Source organism: Bradyrhizobium shewense (assembly GCF_900094605.1).
Lineage (GTDB): Bacteria > Pseudomonadota > Alphaproteobacteria > Rhizobiales > Xanthobacteraceae > Bradyrhizobium > Bradyrhizobium shewense.
This window is the reverse complement of the sequence record NZ_FMAI01000006.1, coordinates 58674-73425: the sequence shown is the minus strand read 5'-3', so window position 1 is coordinate 73425 and position 14752 is coordinate 58674. Positions and strand designations below refer to the sequence as shown.

The window sequence follows — 14752 nt, the reverse complement described above, 5'->3', positions numbered from 1 at the left end:
GAAGCGGCGCGAGCCGGGTTGCGATGCGTGGCGAGACCGACTAGGTAGGACCTGAACAGACCGGACAGACCATGGTCGTTATTGTCGATACCATCACGAACCCGCTGCGCCCGCGTCACCCCGAAAAGGTGAAACGCCCTGACTCCGCTTCGCCGCCGAAGCCGGACTGGATTCGCGTGCGCGCGCCGAACACCCGTGGCTACGCCGACACCCGCAACATCGTGCGGTCCAACGGCCTGCACACGGTGTGCGAGGAAGCGGGCTGCCCGAACATCGGCGAGTGCTGGGACAAAAAGCACGCCACCTTCATGATCATGGGTGACACCTGCACCCGTGCCTGCGCGTTCTGCAACGTCAAGACCGGCCTGCCCAATGCACTGGATGCAGCCGAGCCTGAGAACGTCGCCGAAGCGACTGCCAAGCTGGGTCTTGCCCACGTCGTCATCACCTCCGTGGACCGCGACGACCTCACTGACGGCGGCGCCGAGCACTTTGCCCAGACCATCCGCGCGATCCGCGCCGCGTGCCCCACGACCACGATCGAGATCCTGACGCCCGACTTCCTTCGCAAGGAGGGGGCGCTCGAGGTGGTCGTTGCCGCCAAGCCCGACGTCTTCAACCACAATCTCGAGACCGTGCCGTCGCGCTATCTGACGGTGCGGCCGGGCGCGCGCTATTTCCATTCGATCCGGCTGTTGCAGCGGGTCAAGGAGTTCGATCCCACCATCTTCACCAAGTCCGGCATCATGGTCGGCCTCGGCGAGGAGCGCCACGAGGTGCAGCAGGTGATGGACGATCTGCGCTCCGCCGACGTCGATTTCCTGACCATCGGCCAATACCTCCAGCCGACCCGCAAGCACCACGCGGTGATGCGCTATGTGCCACCGGACGAGTTTTCGTCCTACGAGAAGGTCGCCTACACCAAGGGCTTCCTGATGGTGTCGGCGAGCCCGCTCACCCGCTCGTCGCATCATGCCGGCGAGGATTTTGCGAGACTGAAGGCCGCGCGGGCCGCGACTGCCCGCTGAACCGCCATGCCCAAATTTTCGAGCAAGCGCCGTGTCAATCACAGCGCCTCCGAGATGTTCGATCTGGTCGCCGACGTCGAGCGCTACCCGGAATTCGTGCCGCTGTGCAGCGCGCTGAAGGTGCGCCAGCGCATGGCCAAGCCTGATGGCACCGAGGTGCTGGTCGCCGACATGACGGTGTCGTTCAAGCTGGTCAAGGAATCCTTCACCAGCCGCGTGAGCCTCGACCGCGCCAATCAGAAGATCCTGGTCGAATATCTGCAAGGTCCTTTCAGCAACCTGGAAAATCGCTGGACGTTCGAGCCCAAAGGTGAGGGCGTCTGCGACGTCGGGTTCTTCCTGTCCTACGAATTCAAGAGCCGCATGCTGGCGCTGCTGATGGGCTCGATGTTCGACGCCGCCTTCGCGCGCTTTTCCACTGCGTTCGAGAAACGGGCCGACGCGATCTATGGGCGGAAGCTGGCGTCGTCGTAGCTGCCATGGGCTCTCGTGTCCCGGACGCGCTGCAACGCCATAGCGCGCGAAGACGCGCGTAAACGCGCTTACGGCGCTGCTGCGCAGAGCCGGGACCCAGAAGGCAACACGGCAAAATGCGGAGAGATGGGCCCCGGCTCTGCAGCGCACCGCCGAAAGAGGCGCTGCGCCGCGTCCGGGGCACGAGCCTCCAACTTCAATCCACCGCCTTCACCACATCGGGCGGCTGCGAGGCGTAATACGCCGCGGCCTGCTCGATCTCCTGCGGCGTCATTGCGCGGGCGATGTTGCGCATCTGCTGACTGATGTCGTTGCGCCGTTCACCGGAGGCGAAGGCGTGGAGCTGCGCCTTCATGTAGGCCTCGGACTGTCCCTCCAGCCACGGGCTGCCGGTCTTGTTGTCGAGGCTGCCATGGCAGGCGCCGCAGGGCGCGATCCCGCGCATCGGCGCGCCGTAGATGACGATGTTGGGTTTCGGCAATTGCGGCGTCGGATGATAGGCGGGAAGCCGCGGCAGATAGGCGTAATAATTGGAGAGATCGGCGATCTCCTGGTCGGTCAGGTTGACCGCGAACGGCGACATCACGGCATTGGTGCGCGCACCCGAGCGGAAATCGTGCAGCTCCTTGTAGATCACGGCCGCGTACTGGCCGGCGAGATTGGGCGAGTCCGCGCGGCTGACGCCGGTCGGGCCATGACAGATCGCGCAGCGCTGCGCCAGCGTCGCGCCGCGGCCGATCGCTTCCTGGCTCGGACGTGACAGCGTGTTCGAGGTCAGCACGACCTCGGACAGGCGTTTTGCCTGTTCGGGCGCCGTGACGCTGGCCGCACGCTGCGGTACGCCTGCGGCGCTGCAGATCGCATCCCAGACGCCGGCGAACTGAACCCAGGGCTGTGCGAACGGCAGCACGATGAAGCCGGCAATCGCGGTGACGACGAGGATCGCGGCGGTGATGCCGACACCGGTCCTGAAATGGCTGTTGCGGAGGGTGAAGAGGTCGCGCGTGCTCATCACTGCGCTCCCACATAGACGGCCGGCACCGAGGTGCCCGAACTCAGCGCCAGATTCAGGATCGGATAGCCGTAATTGGTCAGCGTGAGGCCGATCATCAGTGCCACCCACAGCGCGTGGGTGTTGAGCGCGACCGGGACGGTTGTCGGCTGATGCACGGCAAGCGCGAAGCGATAGGGCCCGGCGTCGATTTGAGGCGCGCGCATGCCACGCGCCAGGATGACGATGAACATGATGCCCGAGGCCAGCAGGATGAAGCCGCCGATCGCCGAGAGCGTGACGGAGAGCGCCTGCGGCGCGATCGCGGGATCGCCGAAGTCGAAATAGGCCATGCGGCGCGGCATGCCCAAAATGCCGACCCAGTGCCACGGGAAGGTCGTCACGATCATGCCGATGAACCACAGCCAGAGCTGGGTGCGGATCAGGCGGATATCGATCAGCTCGCGCCCGGTCAGATGCGGCCAGAGATCATAGGCGATCGCAAAATACATGATGACGATGGCGCCGCCGAAGATCAGGTGGAAATGGCCGGTGATCCACTGCGTGTTGTGGATCGAGGCATCGAGCTGATAGCTCATGTTGATGAGGCCGCCGGCGCCGCCGAAGCCCAGCATGACGAAGGAGAACGCCAGCGCCAGCATCATCGGGTTGTCCCAGGGCAGGGCCCCGATCCAGCCGAACATGCCGCGGCCGCCGCGCAGCCGCGCCGCGATCTCGACTGAAGCGCAGATCGTGAACACGGTCAGCAGCGTCGGCAGCGCGACCAGAGCCGTGAAGGCCGAATGGATGAACTTGAAGCCGGCGCCTACCTGCGGATCGGCAAAGGTGTGGTGCATGCCGATCGGCATCGACACCACCAGGAACAGGATGAAGGCGATCCGCGCCATCGAGTCGGAATAGACGCGGCCGCCGATCGCGCGCGGCACGATGGTGTAATAGGCGATGTAGGTCGGCATCAGCCAGAAATAGACGATGGCGTGCAGCGTCCATGAGAAGAAGATGCGCGCCAGGCCGGCATCGATGGTGGCCTTGAGGCCTGCCGCAACCGGAATGATCTGGAGCAGCAGCTCGAGCGCGGCGCCGACCGCGGTCCAAGCCCACAAATACGAGCCCGCGACGTTGGCGAACATGGCGAGCGGCACCGGCGCGCCGGGATTGGCCTTGCGCCAGACGCGCAGATTGACCGACATCAGCGCGACCCAGATCCACGAGCCGACCACGACCAGGACGACGCCGAGGTAATAGAAGACGTTGCCGATCAGCGGCGGATAGAAGGTGTAGAGCACCGAGGCACGGCCGAGCGCGATCGGGATCACCGCCATGATGCTGCCGGCGACGATCAACCAGAATCCTGCCCAGGCCCAGCGCACGCCGACCAGGCGCTGCTGCAGCGCGGACTCGCTGATGGCGTAGCCGAATGCCATCGCCACCAGGGTCGGGAAGACGTAGCCCATCACCGTGCCGTGGGCGGTCAGCGAGCGGTAATAGAGCTCGGGGTTGGAGAGCCAGGTGCCGATCGGGCTGCGGATGAACATCTGCCAGGCGCCAAGCGTGAGCGCGACGCCGAACACGGCAAAGGCCAGCCAGAAATGGGCGAGTATGAGCTTCCTATTGACCAACACAGCCCAGCCTCCCGCCACCCTTCGCGCGATCGGCGAATTCGGTCTTGTCGATCACCTTGACCTTGCCCCACATGCCCTCGTGGCCAAAGCTGCAAAACTCCTGGCAGGGCATCAGGTAGTCGCCGGTCTTCGCGAAGCGCATCAGCTGCTCGGAGATGTAGCCTGGCACCAGCATGGCGTTGACGTTGGTACCCTGAATGAGGATGCCGTGGACGACGTCGGCGCTGGTGGCCCGAAGCGTGATCGGCGTATCCGCGGGCACCACGATGCAGGCTGGCGTGAAGGAATATTGCTGGCCGATTGCACGCACGGTGACATTGCCGTTGGCCTCCAGCACGCTGCCGAGATTGCTCTCGACGAATTCGCCGGACAGATGCAGGCGCGAGGGATCGGTGATCTCGACGCGCGGCTGCGGCATGGTCGCGCGATGGATGCCGGCGAAAGCCGCCAGCAGCGCCATCATCACGATGATGATCACGGCGATGGTCGCCCAGCGCCGCTCGACGCGGGCCGCGACCTCGGCGCTGTCGTGATGAGTTTCCTCTGCGCTCATTGCAGCGATCCGCGGGGCAGGAAGACAAACAGATAGAAGGCGAGCCACATCGCGACCACGCAGGCGGTGGCGATGCCGGCGAGCACGATCGCGCCGGACGGACCTTGCGCGACGACCTCCTCGACGGCCTGGTCGGCGCTAGCGGGGCTGGTCGGCGGATCGGAGTTGATCATGTGATTCTCAATTCAGCGGTGCGGAGCGCAGCTCGTTGGCCTCGCGCGCCGAGACCGGCGTGCCGCGATTGCCCCAGGCGGTGCGGATGTAGGAGACGACGGCGGCGATCTCGTTGTCGGACAACAGGCCAGCGAACGGCGGCATGCCGTAGGGCATCGGGTTGCCCTTGGTGCCCGGCGGATAGCCGCCATTGAGCACCATGCGGATCGGATTGACCGCCGACTGCATCTCGATCGACTGGTTGTTGGCGAGCGGCGGCCAGTGCGGCGGTTTGCCTTCGCCCTGCGTGCCATGACAGCTCGCGCAATGCTTGTCATAAACGGTCTTACCGAGGCTGATCAGCAGGCTGCTCTCGGTGGTCGGCAGCGTCGAGCTTGCCGGCGGTGGAGGCGAGGGCTCCGCAATGCCCTTGAGGTACACCGCCATCGCCTTGGTGTCCTCGTCATTGAGATACTGCAGGCTGTTGTGCACGACCTCGGCCATCGGGCCGTAGACCACGCCGCGCATGGAGACGCCGGTCTGCAGCAGGTCGGTGATGTCCTTGATGCTCCAGTCGCCGAGGCCGGCCTCGCGGTTTGACGTGAGCGAGGGCGCGTACCAGTTCTGCATCGGGATCAGGCCGCCTTTGAAGGCGTCCGATTGCGAGGTGCCGCCGAGCGCGTTGATCGGCGAATGGCACATGCCGCAATGGCCGAGGCCCTCGACGAGATATGCGCCGCGATTCCATTCCGCGGATTTCTTCGGATCGGGCTTGAACTCGCCTTCGCTGAAGAACAGCGTGCGCCATCCCAGGATGAGCTGGCGGTTGTCGTAGGGAAAGCGCAACTCGTGCGGCTTGTTCTTCTGGCTCACCGGCGCGATCGAGCGCAGATAGGCGAAGATCGCGTCGCTGTCGGCGCGCGTCACCTTGGTGTAGGACGCGAACGGCATCGCCGGATAGATCAACCCGCCGTCCGGGAAACGGCCGCTGTGCATGGTCTTGTAGAAGTCGTCGGCGCTCCACTTGCCGATTCCGGTATCTAGGTCCGGCGTGATGTTGGAGGTGTAGAGCGTGCCGAACGGCGTCGGCATGGCGCGGCCGCCGGCGAACAGGCGGCCCTCCGGCGCGGTGTGGCACGCCGTGCAGTCGCCAGCACGGGCAAGATATTCGCCGCGCGCGATGATGTCGTTGCTCTTGTCCTGCGCCTGCGCGGCCGTGGTGAGCGCGGCGAGGGCCAGGAGCTTGATCGATATGAGTGCGGTCGACAGTTTCGAGCCCATCATCCGCCTCGTCAATTGGGCTGGCTGCCGCAGCCGAAAGGCAGCGCGTAGGTGCCTTTCGGCACGGGGGCCGGGTTCGTGGGCGCCGGCCGTGTCGCGAGCCAGGCCGCGACCGCGGTGACGTCCGCCTCGGTCAGATGGCCTGCGACTTGCTGCATGCAGTCTGGCGATTTCGCCGTGCGGGTGCCGTAGCGCCAGGCGCCGAGCTGGGCGCTGATGTAATTGGCGCGCAGGCCGAGCAGGCCGGGGATGCCGGGTTGCATGCCGGCGAGTCCCGGGCCATGGCAGCTCACGCAGGCCGGAATATTGCGGCTGGCATCGCCGCTGGTGGCGAGCAGCTCGCCCTGCGCCAGCACGTCCTTGCTGACCTCGCTCGGCGCCGGCTGCGGCAGCGGCGGATGTTCGCCGGCAAAATATTCCGCCATCGCCTCCAGATACGGATCAGGCAGAAACTCCAGCAGATAGTTCATGGGCGGATATTTGCGGCGGCCGCTGCGGAAGGCGAGCAGCTGATTGTAGAGATAGCCGGCGGGCTTGCCGGCAAGCCGCGGGAAATAGACGTCGCTGGTGCCTTCGCCCTTGTTGCCGTGACAGGGCGTGCAAGCCTCGACCCGCGCCGCCATCGTATCCGGCGGCTGGTTGGCCGTTTGTGCGGCCGCACCATCAATGGTGGCCAAGGTGATGGTGGCCAAGACAATGGTAGCCAAGACAATGGTGGCCAAGGTGATAGTCACGGCGACTGATGCCGCGGCGCGAGCGAACAATTTCGTCGCCCTCCAGTGTGCTGGTCCGGTTGATTCCGGATCACAACGTAGAGCGGCATTATTGCGCCAATATTTTCTCGCGCAAGATCGGAGACGCGTGATGACGTTTGGTCGCGCCGTCTGCATTCGCGATTCCGATCGAATTGGACAGACTTGCGTGCTTTTTTCGAAAACTGAACATAACGCTGCGGTCTCGCGGCAGTTCCTGCCCGAGTCCTGCATTGGTCATGTCGCCCTCAGATGTCAGAGGGCGCAGGGAAGACCGGGTGCCGGCTGGCACCCGCGGTCCACTGCGCGAATCCTGCGTGACAAGAAGCTGCACAGCGGCATACAGGTGTAGCCAGGACAACCCGGCCTTCCCTGCGCAGTGGTTTGACGGCTTATGCCGAGCTCTCCCCGGGGAGCGATGCACTATTGCCCCCGTCGCCTTGCAGATGGCTGATGCGCGCACCCGGTCGGGCACCACGCATCACCGCAAGACTTGACGCACAGACCCCGGGCGTCAGGACGACACGGTTTTGCCGTACGCATGTCACACCGGTCGTGTGCGCAAAAGGCTCGTCGCTCACGGTTGCCCGCCCTGCAATGCCTCTCGCGCCGATGTGACGAGCGTCCACCGCAGCTCACCCCACGTTTCGTGACGATCGCGATACGCCCCTCTGACCGGGGTGAGGTGGCGGGACAATGCGACAAAGCCGAAATTCTGTAAAGGCGAATATTTTCGCCTGCGCGCCTTGCCCTACGGCTAGCGTGTTTTGCCCGTCGGCAACGCCAGGGATCGTGGACGTAGGGCGGATTAGCCGAAGGGGTAATCCGCCGTGCCAGACACCGAGGAGAGAGACGCGGCGGATTGCGCTTCGCTAATCCGCCCTGCGGGACCGTGTTCCCTTCGGGATCAATTCGCGCCGCAGTGAGTTTGCAACCGATTGTCCGGGTTGGAGCCGCCATGACCATCAATTTCGACACGTTGAAAGCCTCGCTCGTCCTGTATGGCTTGAACGCGATTTACGCGATCCTTCTGCTCGCGATCGGCTGGTACCTGTCGGGCGCCATGCAGCGGTTCGTCACGCGCCTGTTGAGCGTCACTCACCGCGTCGACCCGCTCGTGACATTGTTCGTGGGCAGCCTCGCGCGTTACGGCGTGCTGGCCGTGGTCGGCATCGCCGTGCTTCAGCTCTTCGGCATCCAGACCGCGAGCCTCGTTGCCGTGCTGGGCGCGACCTCGCTCGCCATTGGTCTGGCACTTCAGGGCACGCTCTCCAATCTCGCCGCCGGCGTGATGCTGCTGCTGTTCCGGCCCTTTCATATCGGTAACGATGTCGAGGTCGCCGGCAAGGCGGGCAAAGTGAAGTCGCTGTCGCTGTTCATGACCGAGCTGGTCGCGCCCGACAACACGCAGATCCTGTTGCCCAACGGCCAGGTGTGGGGCGCGGCCATCATCAACCGCAGCGCCTATCCAGGCACGGGCGAGGTCAAGGTTGCGTTTCCGGTCAGGGCTGGATCGGCCAACGCGCTGGCCGACCAGATCCTGAAACATCTGCGCGACGATCCCCGCATCGCCAAGGGCGGCGCGCCGTCGGTCAATGTGTCGAAGGTGATCGCCGCCGATCCCGCGGTGCCCGTCGTGGAATTGACGGTCAGCGCAAGGGTGAATCCGTCAGATGCCGATGCGGTCAGGCAGCGGGTGCTCGACCATGCGAGCGCGCTGCTGGCGGCGGCCTGAGGCGCTTCAGCCCCGCGGCGACCGCGGCGTTCGTCGTTTGGCCACATGCCGGCGCGGCGAGCGTGTCACGCGCGGGCGCAGGCGGCTTGCAGCGGGACGGCGCGGCTTGGCCTGGGGCTGCGGGCCGCGGGCCAGATCCATCAGCATGCGCAGTGCCTCGACCACCGAGCGCGCGCGCACGGCGCTGCGGCCGATCGCGCCAAAACGGTGCTCGCGGTGGATGATGCGGCCGTCGCGCGCGGCGGCGGCGAAATGCACGAGACCGACCGGCTTGCCGGGCGTCGCGCCTCCGGGGCCGGCAATGCCGGTGATGGCGACGGCGAGATCGACGCCGGCACGCTCCAGCGCGCCGACCGCCATCGCAGTCGCGGTCTCCTTGCTGACGGCACCGAAGTTCGTGAGCGTGCCGGCTTCGACCCCGAGCATCGCGCGCTTGGCGTCGTTGGAATAGGTGACGAAGCCACGGTCGATCACGTCGGAGGAGCCGGGGATGTCGGTCAGCGCGGCGGCGACGAGGCCGCCGGTGCAGGATTCAGCCGTCGCGATCGTCAGCTTGCGCATCCGGCACAGGTCGAGCAGCGAGCGGGAGAGGGCGCGTGCGTCGCTGCCGCCCATGGCCTAGACGCTCCAGGGAAGACGGATGGTGGCGCTCGCGGTCGCTGCGATGCCTTCCTCACGGCCGGTGAAGCCGAGCCGCTCGCTGGTGGTCGCCTTCACCGCGACGCGCGAGATGTCGACGCCCGAAATCTCGGCGATACGCGCGCGCATGGTGTCGCGGAGCGGGCCGATCTTCGGCCGCTCGCAGATCATGGTCACCTCGAGATTGGCAACGCGGCCGCCGCGCGCCGTGACGCGCTCGATGGCGTATTTCAGGAACTGGTCGGAGGAGGCGCCCTTCCACTTCGCATCGCTCGGCGGAAAGTGCGAGCCGATGTCGCCGTCGGCGAGCGCGCCGAGGATGGCGTCGACCAGTGCATGCAGGCCGACATCGCCGTCGGAATGGGCGAGAAAACCCTTGGTGTGCGGCACGCGCACGCCGCAGAGCATGAGATGGTCGCCTTCGCCGAAGGCGTGCACGTCATAGCCGGTGCCGGTCCTGATATCGCCGAGCTGGGCAGCCAGGCGCGCTTCCTCGCGCACGAAATCCTCGGGAGTGGTGAGCTTCATGTTGGCAACATCGCCTTCAAAGGTTGCAACCGTCAATCCCGCCCATTCGGCAATCGCGGCATCGTCGGTGAAATCGCTGCGGCCGTCGTTCGCCGCGCGACGATGCGCTTCGAGGATGACATCGAAACGAAAGGATTGCGGCGTCTGCGCGATGCGCAGGCGCGCGCGGTCCGGGGTCCCCTCGACATTGCCGCCATCGCCGGTGAGCTTGATGGTGTCGGTGACGGGAACGGCGGGGATCGCAGCGCCGGCGCGGCTCGCCGCCTCGATCGCGCGCGAGATCAATCCTTCCGAGACGAAGGGGCGGGCGGCGTCGTGGATCAGCACGATGTCGGGCTCGTGCTTGACCAGCGCTTCGAGGCCAGCGAGCACCGAGGCCTGCCGGGTCGCACCGCCATTGGTCGGCGGCTCGTGCTTGAGCCCCGCGACCGCGGCCGTGAACATGGCGCTGTCATCGGGGTTCACCACCGGCTGCACCGCAAACACGTCGGCGTGGCGGCTGAAGGCTTCCATGGCGCGATAGATCACGGGCACGCCGCCGATCTCGCGATATTGCTTCGGCCCGCCGGCGCCCGCACGCAGTCCACGCCCGGCTGCCACGAGGACGACTGCGGTGCGTTGTGATTTCGCCATAGGACTCGAATACTCAGTTGGTGATGGAGAGTCGGGGAGTGGGGTGATTGCCGCATGCCTCTAGCACGGCAGGCCCGCAAAAAAAGGGGGTTTCCCCGGATTGTTGGAAACAGCAATTTGCTGCACTGCACTTGAAAGATTTGCAGAATTGTCTAAACTGTAGGCATGACGCTTGACTGCACAAGAATTGTGCGCAAGATAGGTCATGGCAGGCGCGATGAGGCCCTGCCCAGTCAACGAGACCCCTGTGACCGGTTCGGCAGTATCCGGCTCTAAGCCGTTGAAAATAGGCGATATTGATGTCGCCACCCCGGTCTTCCTGGCACCGATGTCGGGGGTGACTGACTCGCCCGTCCGCCGGTTGGCCGCCGAGCTTGGCGCGGGTCTCGTCGTGTCCGAAATGACTGCCAGCGATGAGCTTGCGAGCGGCCACCGAATGTCCCGGTTGCGTTGCGAAGCCACCGGGATTGGTCCGCACGTGGTCCAGCTCGCCGGCTGCGAGACGCATTGGATGGCGGAGGGCGCCCGGATCGCCGAAGCCGAAGGCGCCGATATCATCGACATCAACATGGGCTGTCCGGCCCGCCACGTCACCGGCGGCCAGTCCGGCTCGGCCTTGATGCGCGACCTCGACCATGCCGTCAGCCTGATCGACGCGACCATCGCGGCGGTGAAGGTGCCGGTGACGCTGAAGATGCGGCTCGGCTGGGACGACCGCAGCCGCAACGCGCCGGAACTGGCGCGGCGCGCGGAAGCCGCGGGCGTCAAGCTCGTTACGGTGCATGGCCGCACCCGCAGCCAGTTCTACAAGGGTGAGGCCGATTGGGATGCGATCCGCGCCGTGCGCGAGGCCACCTGCCTTCCGCTCGTCGTCAACGGCGACATCACGACTTACGAGAAGGCGCTTGCGGCGCTCGAGGCCTCCGGCGCCGACGCCGTGATGATCGGCCGCGGCGCGCAGGGCCAGCCCTGGCTGCCCGGTCAGATCGGCCGCCGCCTGCAGGGCGGGGCTGAGGAGGCTGCGCCCTCGCTGGAAACGCAGCTGCATTATGTCCGCACGCTCTATGAGGGCGTCTGCGCGCTCTATGGTCTGCGCATCGGCCTGCGACATGCCCGCAAGCATCTGGGCTGGGCGCTCGATGTTGCGGCGGAGGTAAGCCGCGCGCCGGCCGAAAAGCTGAAATCCTGGCGCCAGAAGATCCTGACCTCGGAAGATCCGCGCCTCGTCCACCAGTCGCTGCAGGATGCCTTCGACGATTTCCGATGGAGCGCTGCTGCATGAGCTCAGCCGCTGAACATCGCCGGCCCGCCGACAGCGACGCGATCCTGGATGCCTTGCCCAATCCCGTTCTCATGATCGGGCCGGACGGCAAGATCGTCGCCGCCAATATCGCGACCGAGGCCTTCTTCGACATCTCGACCCAGTTCCTGAAGCGGCAGTCGCTGAAAGAGCTGGTGCCGTTCGGCAGCCCGTTGCTGGCGCTGATCGACCAGGTTCGCTCGTCGAACTCGCCGGTGAATGAATACAAGGTCGATCTGGGCACGCCGCGCATGGGCGGCGACCGGCAGGTCGATCTGCATGTTGCGCCGCTGACCGAGCGGCCCGGCCATATCGTGGTGATGCTCCAGGAGCGTTCCATCGCCGACAAGATGGACCGTCAGCTCACCCATCGCAGCGCGGCGCGCTCGGTCATCGCGCTGGCCGCGATGCTGGCGCACGAGATCAAGAATCCGCTCTCGGGCATCCGCGGCGCGGCGCAGCTTCTCGAGCAGCAGGCCTCGTCCGAGGACCGCATGCTGACGCGCCTGATCTGCGACGAGGCCGACCGTATCGTGACGCTGGTCGACCGCATGGAGGTGTTCGGCGACGAGCGCCCCGTATCGCGCGGCCCCGTCAACATCCATTCAGTGCTCGACCACGTCAAACGGCTGGCGCAGTCCGGTTTTGCCCGCAATATCCGCTTCATCGAGGACTACGATCCCTCGCTGCCGCCGGTGCTGGCGAACCAGGACCAGCTGATCCAGGTGTTCCTCAATCTCGTGAAGAACGCCGCAGAAGCCCTGATCGACGTCCCCGACGCCGAGATCCAGCTCACCACCGCGTTCCGCCCCGGCGTGCGCCTGTCAGTCCCCGGTCAAAAATCCCGGGTATCCTTGCCGCTCGAATTCTGCGTGAAGGACAACGGACCAGGCGTGCCGGACGATCTTCTGCCCAACCTGTTCGATCCCTTCGTGACCACCAAGCAGACCGGCTCAGGGCTCGGCCTGGCGCTGGTCGCCAAGATCGTCGGCGATCACGGGGGCATCATCGAATGCGAATCTCAGCCGCGCAAGACCACCTTCCGCGTGCTGATGCCGATGTATTCCACATCGGTGAAACATGCCGATCAAAGCAGTCGCGCCGACTCTGCCGGGAAGCCGTCGCCTGCGTCACAGGGGGCGAAATGAGGATTAACGATGCCCGCAGGTAGCATTCTCGTAGCCGATGACGATACCGCCATCCGCACCGTTCTCAATCAGGCACTGTCCCGCGCCGGCTACGAAGTGCGGCTGACCGGCAATGCCGCAACGCTGTGGCGCTGGGTCAGCCAGGGGGAGGGCGATCTCGTCATCACCGACGTGGTGATGCCGGACGAAAACGCCTTCGACCTCTTGCCGCGGATCAAGAAGATGCGGCCGAATCTGCCCGTCATCGTCATGAGCGCGCAGAACACCTTCATGACGGCGATCCGCGCCTCCGAGCGCGGGGCGTACGAATATCTGCCGAAGCCGTTCGACCTCAAGGAGCTGATTGCCATCGTCGGCCGCGCTCTGGCCGAGCCGAAGGAGCGGGTCTCGACGCCGGACGAGGACGCCGAGATGGAGGCGATCCCGCTGGTCGGCCGCTCGCCGGCGATGCAGGAAATCTACCGCGTGCTGGCGCGGCTGATGCAGACCGATCTGACGGTGATGATCACCGGCGAGTCCGGCACCGGCAAGGAGCTGGTGGCGCGCGCGCTGCACGATTACGGCAAGCGCCGCAACGGCCCGTTCGTCGCGGTCAACATGGCGGCGATCCCGCGCGACCTCATCGAATCCGAACTGTTCGGCCATGAGCGCGGCGCCTTCACCGGCGCCAACACCCGCGCCTCCGGCCGGTTCGAGCAGGCCGAGGGCGGCACGCTGTTTCTCGACGAAATCGGCGACATGCCGATGGAGGCGCAGACCCGTCTGCTGCGCGTGCTGCAGCAGGGCGAATACACCACCGTCGGCGGCCGCACCCCGATCAAGACCGACGTGCGCATCGTCGCGGCCTCCAACAAGGATCTGCGTGTCCTGATCCAGCAGGGGCTGTTCCGGGAAGATCTGTTCTTCCGCCTCAACGTCGTGCCGCTGCGGCTGCCGCCGCTCCGCGAGCGCATCGAGGATTTGCCCGATCTCATCCGTCACTTCTTCGCGCTGGCCGAGAAGGACGGCCTGCCGCCCAAGAAGCTCGACGTGCTGGCGCTGGAGCGGCTGAAGCAGCACCGCTGGCCCGGCAACGTGCGCGAGCTGGAAAACCTCGCCCGGCGCCTCGCCGCGCTCTATCCGCAGGACGTGATCACGGCTTCCGTCATCGACGGCGAGCTCGCGCCGCCTTCGGTCAGCCCGGGTGCCGCGGTCCAGCAGGGCGTCGACAATCTCGGCGGCGCAGTTGAGGCGTATCTGTCCTCGCACTTCCAGGGCTTTCCCAACGGCGTGCCGCCGCCCGGCCTCTATCACCGCATCCTCAAGGAGATCGAGGTGCCGCTGCTCACGGCCGCGCTCGCCGCCACCCGCGGCAACCAGATCCGCGCCGCAGACCTGCTCGGCCTCAACCGCAACACGCTGCGCAAGAAGATCCGGGATCTCGACATCCAGGTCTATCGGAGCGGGGGATAGTTCCCTCGCAACAAACGCTGAACGCGTTTACGCGGACGGTGGCTCAGCTCCCCCTACCAAAGCGGAGCTGAGCCTGTCCGGATCGCGCTGCCGTTTTGGCTGACGCGGTGAGCAGAAGTCGGGGCGGGGCCGAAATGTTCCGCGGTCACACATGTTCCGCGGTCACACAAGGGTGAGGCATTCGGCCGCCCGCGACCGCAATCCATCACCTGACCAATCGCTCGGTGGACGGCACCAGACGCGCGACGTCTGTCGTCGGCTCCTGCAGGGCCGGACCATTGACCAGCAGATCGGACGCCACGATCAGCAGCAGAACGGCAGAAACCATTATCGCGAGGAAGAATCTATCCATGCTGGTCAAGCCGCAGCGGTGGGAAACCGTTCCCGCAGGCGAGGTCTGTCCACGACATCGGCCATGATCCACCTGTGGATGCGCCCGTCC

15 protein-coding genes are annotated in these 14752 nt (G+C 65.7%); 6 read left to right on the top strand and 9 right to left on the bottom strand.

Annotated features, from left to right (window positions below):
- Positions 1 to 71: 71 nt before the first annotated feature.
- Both lipA and GA0061098_RS13200 read left to right on the top strand, forming a co-directional pair.
- Positions 72 to 1028, top strand: coding sequence for a lipoyl synthase (gene lipA / locus GA0061098_RS13205; protein WP_091956726.1), 957 nt, complete (start codon positions 72 to 74; stop codon positions 1026 to 1028).
- Positions 1029 to 1034: 6 nt separating this feature from the next.
- On the top strand, positions 1035 to 1502 hold the full coding sequence (locus GA0061098_RS13200) for a type II toxin-antitoxin system RatA family toxin (RefSeq protein ID WP_091956725.1): 468 nt from the start codon (positions 1035 to 1037) through the stop codon (positions 1500 to 1502).
- A gap of 196 nt (positions 1503 to 1698) precedes the next feature.
- On the opposite strand, the gene GA0061098_RS13195 is transcribed toward GA0061098_RS13200, so the two are convergent.
- Genes GA0061098_RS13195 through GA0061098_RS13175 form a run of 6 tightly spaced genes read right to left on the bottom strand, consistent with a single transcriptional unit; the run spans position 1699 to position 6887 of the window.
- The gene (locus GA0061098_RS13195) at positions 1699 to 2514 is read right to left on the bottom strand and encodes a c-type cytochrome (RefSeq protein ID WP_165637335.1); all 816 of its coding nucleotides are present in this window, start codon (positions 2512 to 2514) and stop codon (positions 1699 to 1701) included.
- Complete coding sequence (locus GA0061098_RS13190) at positions 2514 to 4136, bottom strand: b(o/a)3-type cytochrome-c oxidase subunit 1 (RefSeq protein ID WP_091956723.1); 1623 nt, start codon at positions 4134 to 4136, stop codon at positions 2514 to 2516. The genes GA0061098_RS13195 and GA0061098_RS13190 overlap by 1 nt, the downstream gene beginning before the upstream one ends.
- On the bottom strand, positions 4123 to 4689 hold the full coding sequence (locus GA0061098_RS13185) for a cupredoxin domain-containing protein (protein ID WP_091956722.1): 567 nt from the start codon (positions 4687 to 4689) through the stop codon (positions 4123 to 4125). The genes GA0061098_RS13190 and GA0061098_RS13185 overlap by 14 nt, the downstream gene beginning before the upstream one ends.
- A complete protein-coding gene (locus tag GA0061098_RS44915; RefSeq protein ID WP_018320427.1) occupies positions 4686 to 4862 on the bottom strand; it encodes a hypothetical protein in 177 nt (58 codons plus the stop codon). The genes GA0061098_RS13185 and GA0061098_RS44915 overlap by 4 nt, the downstream gene beginning before the upstream one ends.
- Positions 4863 to 4869: 7 nt before the next feature.
- Positions 4870 to 6126 carry a cytochrome c gene (locus tag GA0061098_RS13180; protein WP_091956721.1) on the bottom strand — a complete coding sequence of 419 codons (1257 nt, stop codon included), beginning with the start codon at positions 6124 to 6126 and terminating at the stop codon, positions 4870 to 4872.
- Between the two features lie 8 nt (positions 6127 to 6134).
- Positions 6135 to 6887: a c-type cytochrome gene (locus GA0061098_RS13175; protein ID WP_091956720.1), complete on the bottom strand. Its 753-nt coding sequence runs from the start codon at positions 6885 to 6887 to the stop codon at positions 6135 to 6137.
- A gap of 946 nt (positions 6888 to 7833) precedes the next feature.
- Between GA0061098_RS13175 and GA0061098_RS13160 the strand changes: the two genes are divergently transcribed.
- Entirely contained in the window at positions 7834 to 8610 is a 777-nt protein-coding gene (locus GA0061098_RS13160; protein ID WP_091956719.1) for a mechanosensitive ion channel family protein, read from the top strand.
- 6 nt (positions 8611 to 8616) lie between these two features.
- On the opposite strand, the gene GA0061098_RS13155 is transcribed toward GA0061098_RS13160, so the two are convergent.
- Positions 8617 to 9225 carry a CinA family protein gene (locus GA0061098_RS13155; protein ID WP_091956718.1) on the bottom strand — a complete coding sequence of 203 codons (609 nt, stop codon included), beginning with the start codon at positions 9223 to 9225 and terminating at the stop codon, positions 8617 to 8619.
- A 3-nt stretch (positions 9226 to 9228) separates the two neighbouring features.
- Positions 9229 to 10410, bottom strand: a complete 1182-nt coding sequence (locus GA0061098_RS13150) for a bifunctional 2-C-methyl-D-erythritol 4-phosphate cytidylyltransferase/2-C-methyl-D-erythritol 2,4-cyclodiphosphate synthase (protein ID WP_091956717.1) — start codon at positions 10408 to 10410, stop codon at positions 9229 to 9231.
- Between the two features lie 280 nt (positions 10411 to 10690).
- Here GA0061098_RS13150 and dusB point away from each other — a divergent pair, with 280 nt between their 5' ends.
- The 3 genes from dusB to ntrC are packed head-to-tail and all read left to right on the top strand — an operon-like array spanning position 10691 to position 14310.
- Positions 10691 to 11692 carry a tRNA dihydrouridine synthase DusB gene (gene dusB / locus GA0061098_RS13145; protein WP_091956716.1) on the top strand — a complete coding sequence of 334 codons (1002 nt, stop codon included), beginning with the start codon at positions 10691 to 10693 and terminating at the stop codon, positions 11690 to 11692.
- Entirely contained in the window at positions 11689 to 12858 is a 1170-nt protein-coding gene (locus GA0061098_RS13140) for a two-component system sensor histidine kinase NtrB (protein ID WP_091956964.1), read from the top strand. The genes dusB and GA0061098_RS13140 overlap by 4 nt, the downstream gene beginning before the upstream one ends.
- 9 nt (positions 12859 to 12867) lie before the next feature.
- The gene (gene ntrC / locus GA0061098_RS13135; protein ID WP_028144677.1) at positions 12868 to 14310 is read left to right on the top strand and encodes a nitrogen regulation protein NR(I); all 1443 of its coding nucleotides are present in this window, start codon (positions 12868 to 12870) and stop codon (positions 14308 to 14310) included.
- 205 nt (positions 14311 to 14515) lie between these two features.
- On the opposite strand, the gene GA0061098_RS44910 is transcribed toward ntrC, so the two are convergent.
- Positions 14516 to 14662, bottom strand: coding sequence for a hypothetical protein (locus GA0061098_RS44910; RefSeq protein ID WP_165637333.1), 147 nt, complete (start codon positions 14660 to 14662; stop codon positions 14516 to 14518).
- Between the last annotated feature and the right edge of the window lie 90 nt (positions 14663 to 14752).

Bases quoted from the DNA above. Each gene is read 5' to 3' on its own strand.
- GA0061098_RS44910 (WP_165637333.1), bottom strand. From the start codon at position 14,662: ATGGATAGATTCTTCCTCGCGATAATGGTTTCTGCCGTTCTGCTGCTG.
- lipA (WP_091956726.1), top strand. From the start codon at position 72: ATGGTCGTTATTGTCGATACCATCACGAACCCGCTGCGCCCGCGTCAC.
- GA0061098_RS44915 (WP_018320427.1), bottom strand. From the start codon at position 4,862: ATGATCAACTCCGATCCGCCGACCAGCCCCGCTAGCGCCGACCAGGCC.
- GA0061098_RS13140 (WP_091956964.1), top strand. From the start codon at position 11,689: ATGAGCTCAGCCGCTGAACATCGCCGGCCCGCCGACAGCGACGCGATC.
- GA0061098_RS13180 (WP_091956721.1), bottom strand. From the start codon at position 6,126: ATGATGGGCTCGAAACTGTCGACCGCACTCATATCGATCAAGCTCCTG.
- GA0061098_RS13150 (WP_091956717.1), bottom strand. From the start codon at position 10,410: ATGGCGAAATCACAACGCACCGCAGTCGTCCTCGTGGCAGCCGGGCGT.
- GA0061098_RS13195 (WP_165637335.1), bottom strand. From the start codon at position 2,514: ATGAGCACGCGCGACCTCTTCACCCTCCGCAACAGCCATTTCAGGACC.
- GA0061098_RS13185 (WP_091956722.1), bottom strand. From the start codon at position 4,689: ATGAGCGCAGAGGAAACTCATCACGACAGCGCCGAGGTCGCGGCCCGC.
- GA0061098_RS13155 (WP_091956718.1), bottom strand. From the start codon at position 9,225: ATGGGCGGCAGCGACGCACGCGCCCTCTCCCGCTCGCTGCTCGACCTG.
- ntrC (WP_028144677.1), top strand. From the start codon at position 12,868: ATGCCCGCAGGTAGCATTCTCGTAGCCGATGACGATACCGCCATCCGC.
- GA0061098_RS13160 (WP_091956719.1), top strand. From the start codon at position 7,834: ATGACCATCAATTTCGACACGTTGAAAGCCTCGCTCGTCCTGTATGGC.
- GA0061098_RS13200 (WP_091956725.1), top strand. From the start codon at position 1,035: ATGCCCAAATTTTCGAGCAAGCGCCGTGTCAATCACAGCGCCTCCGAG.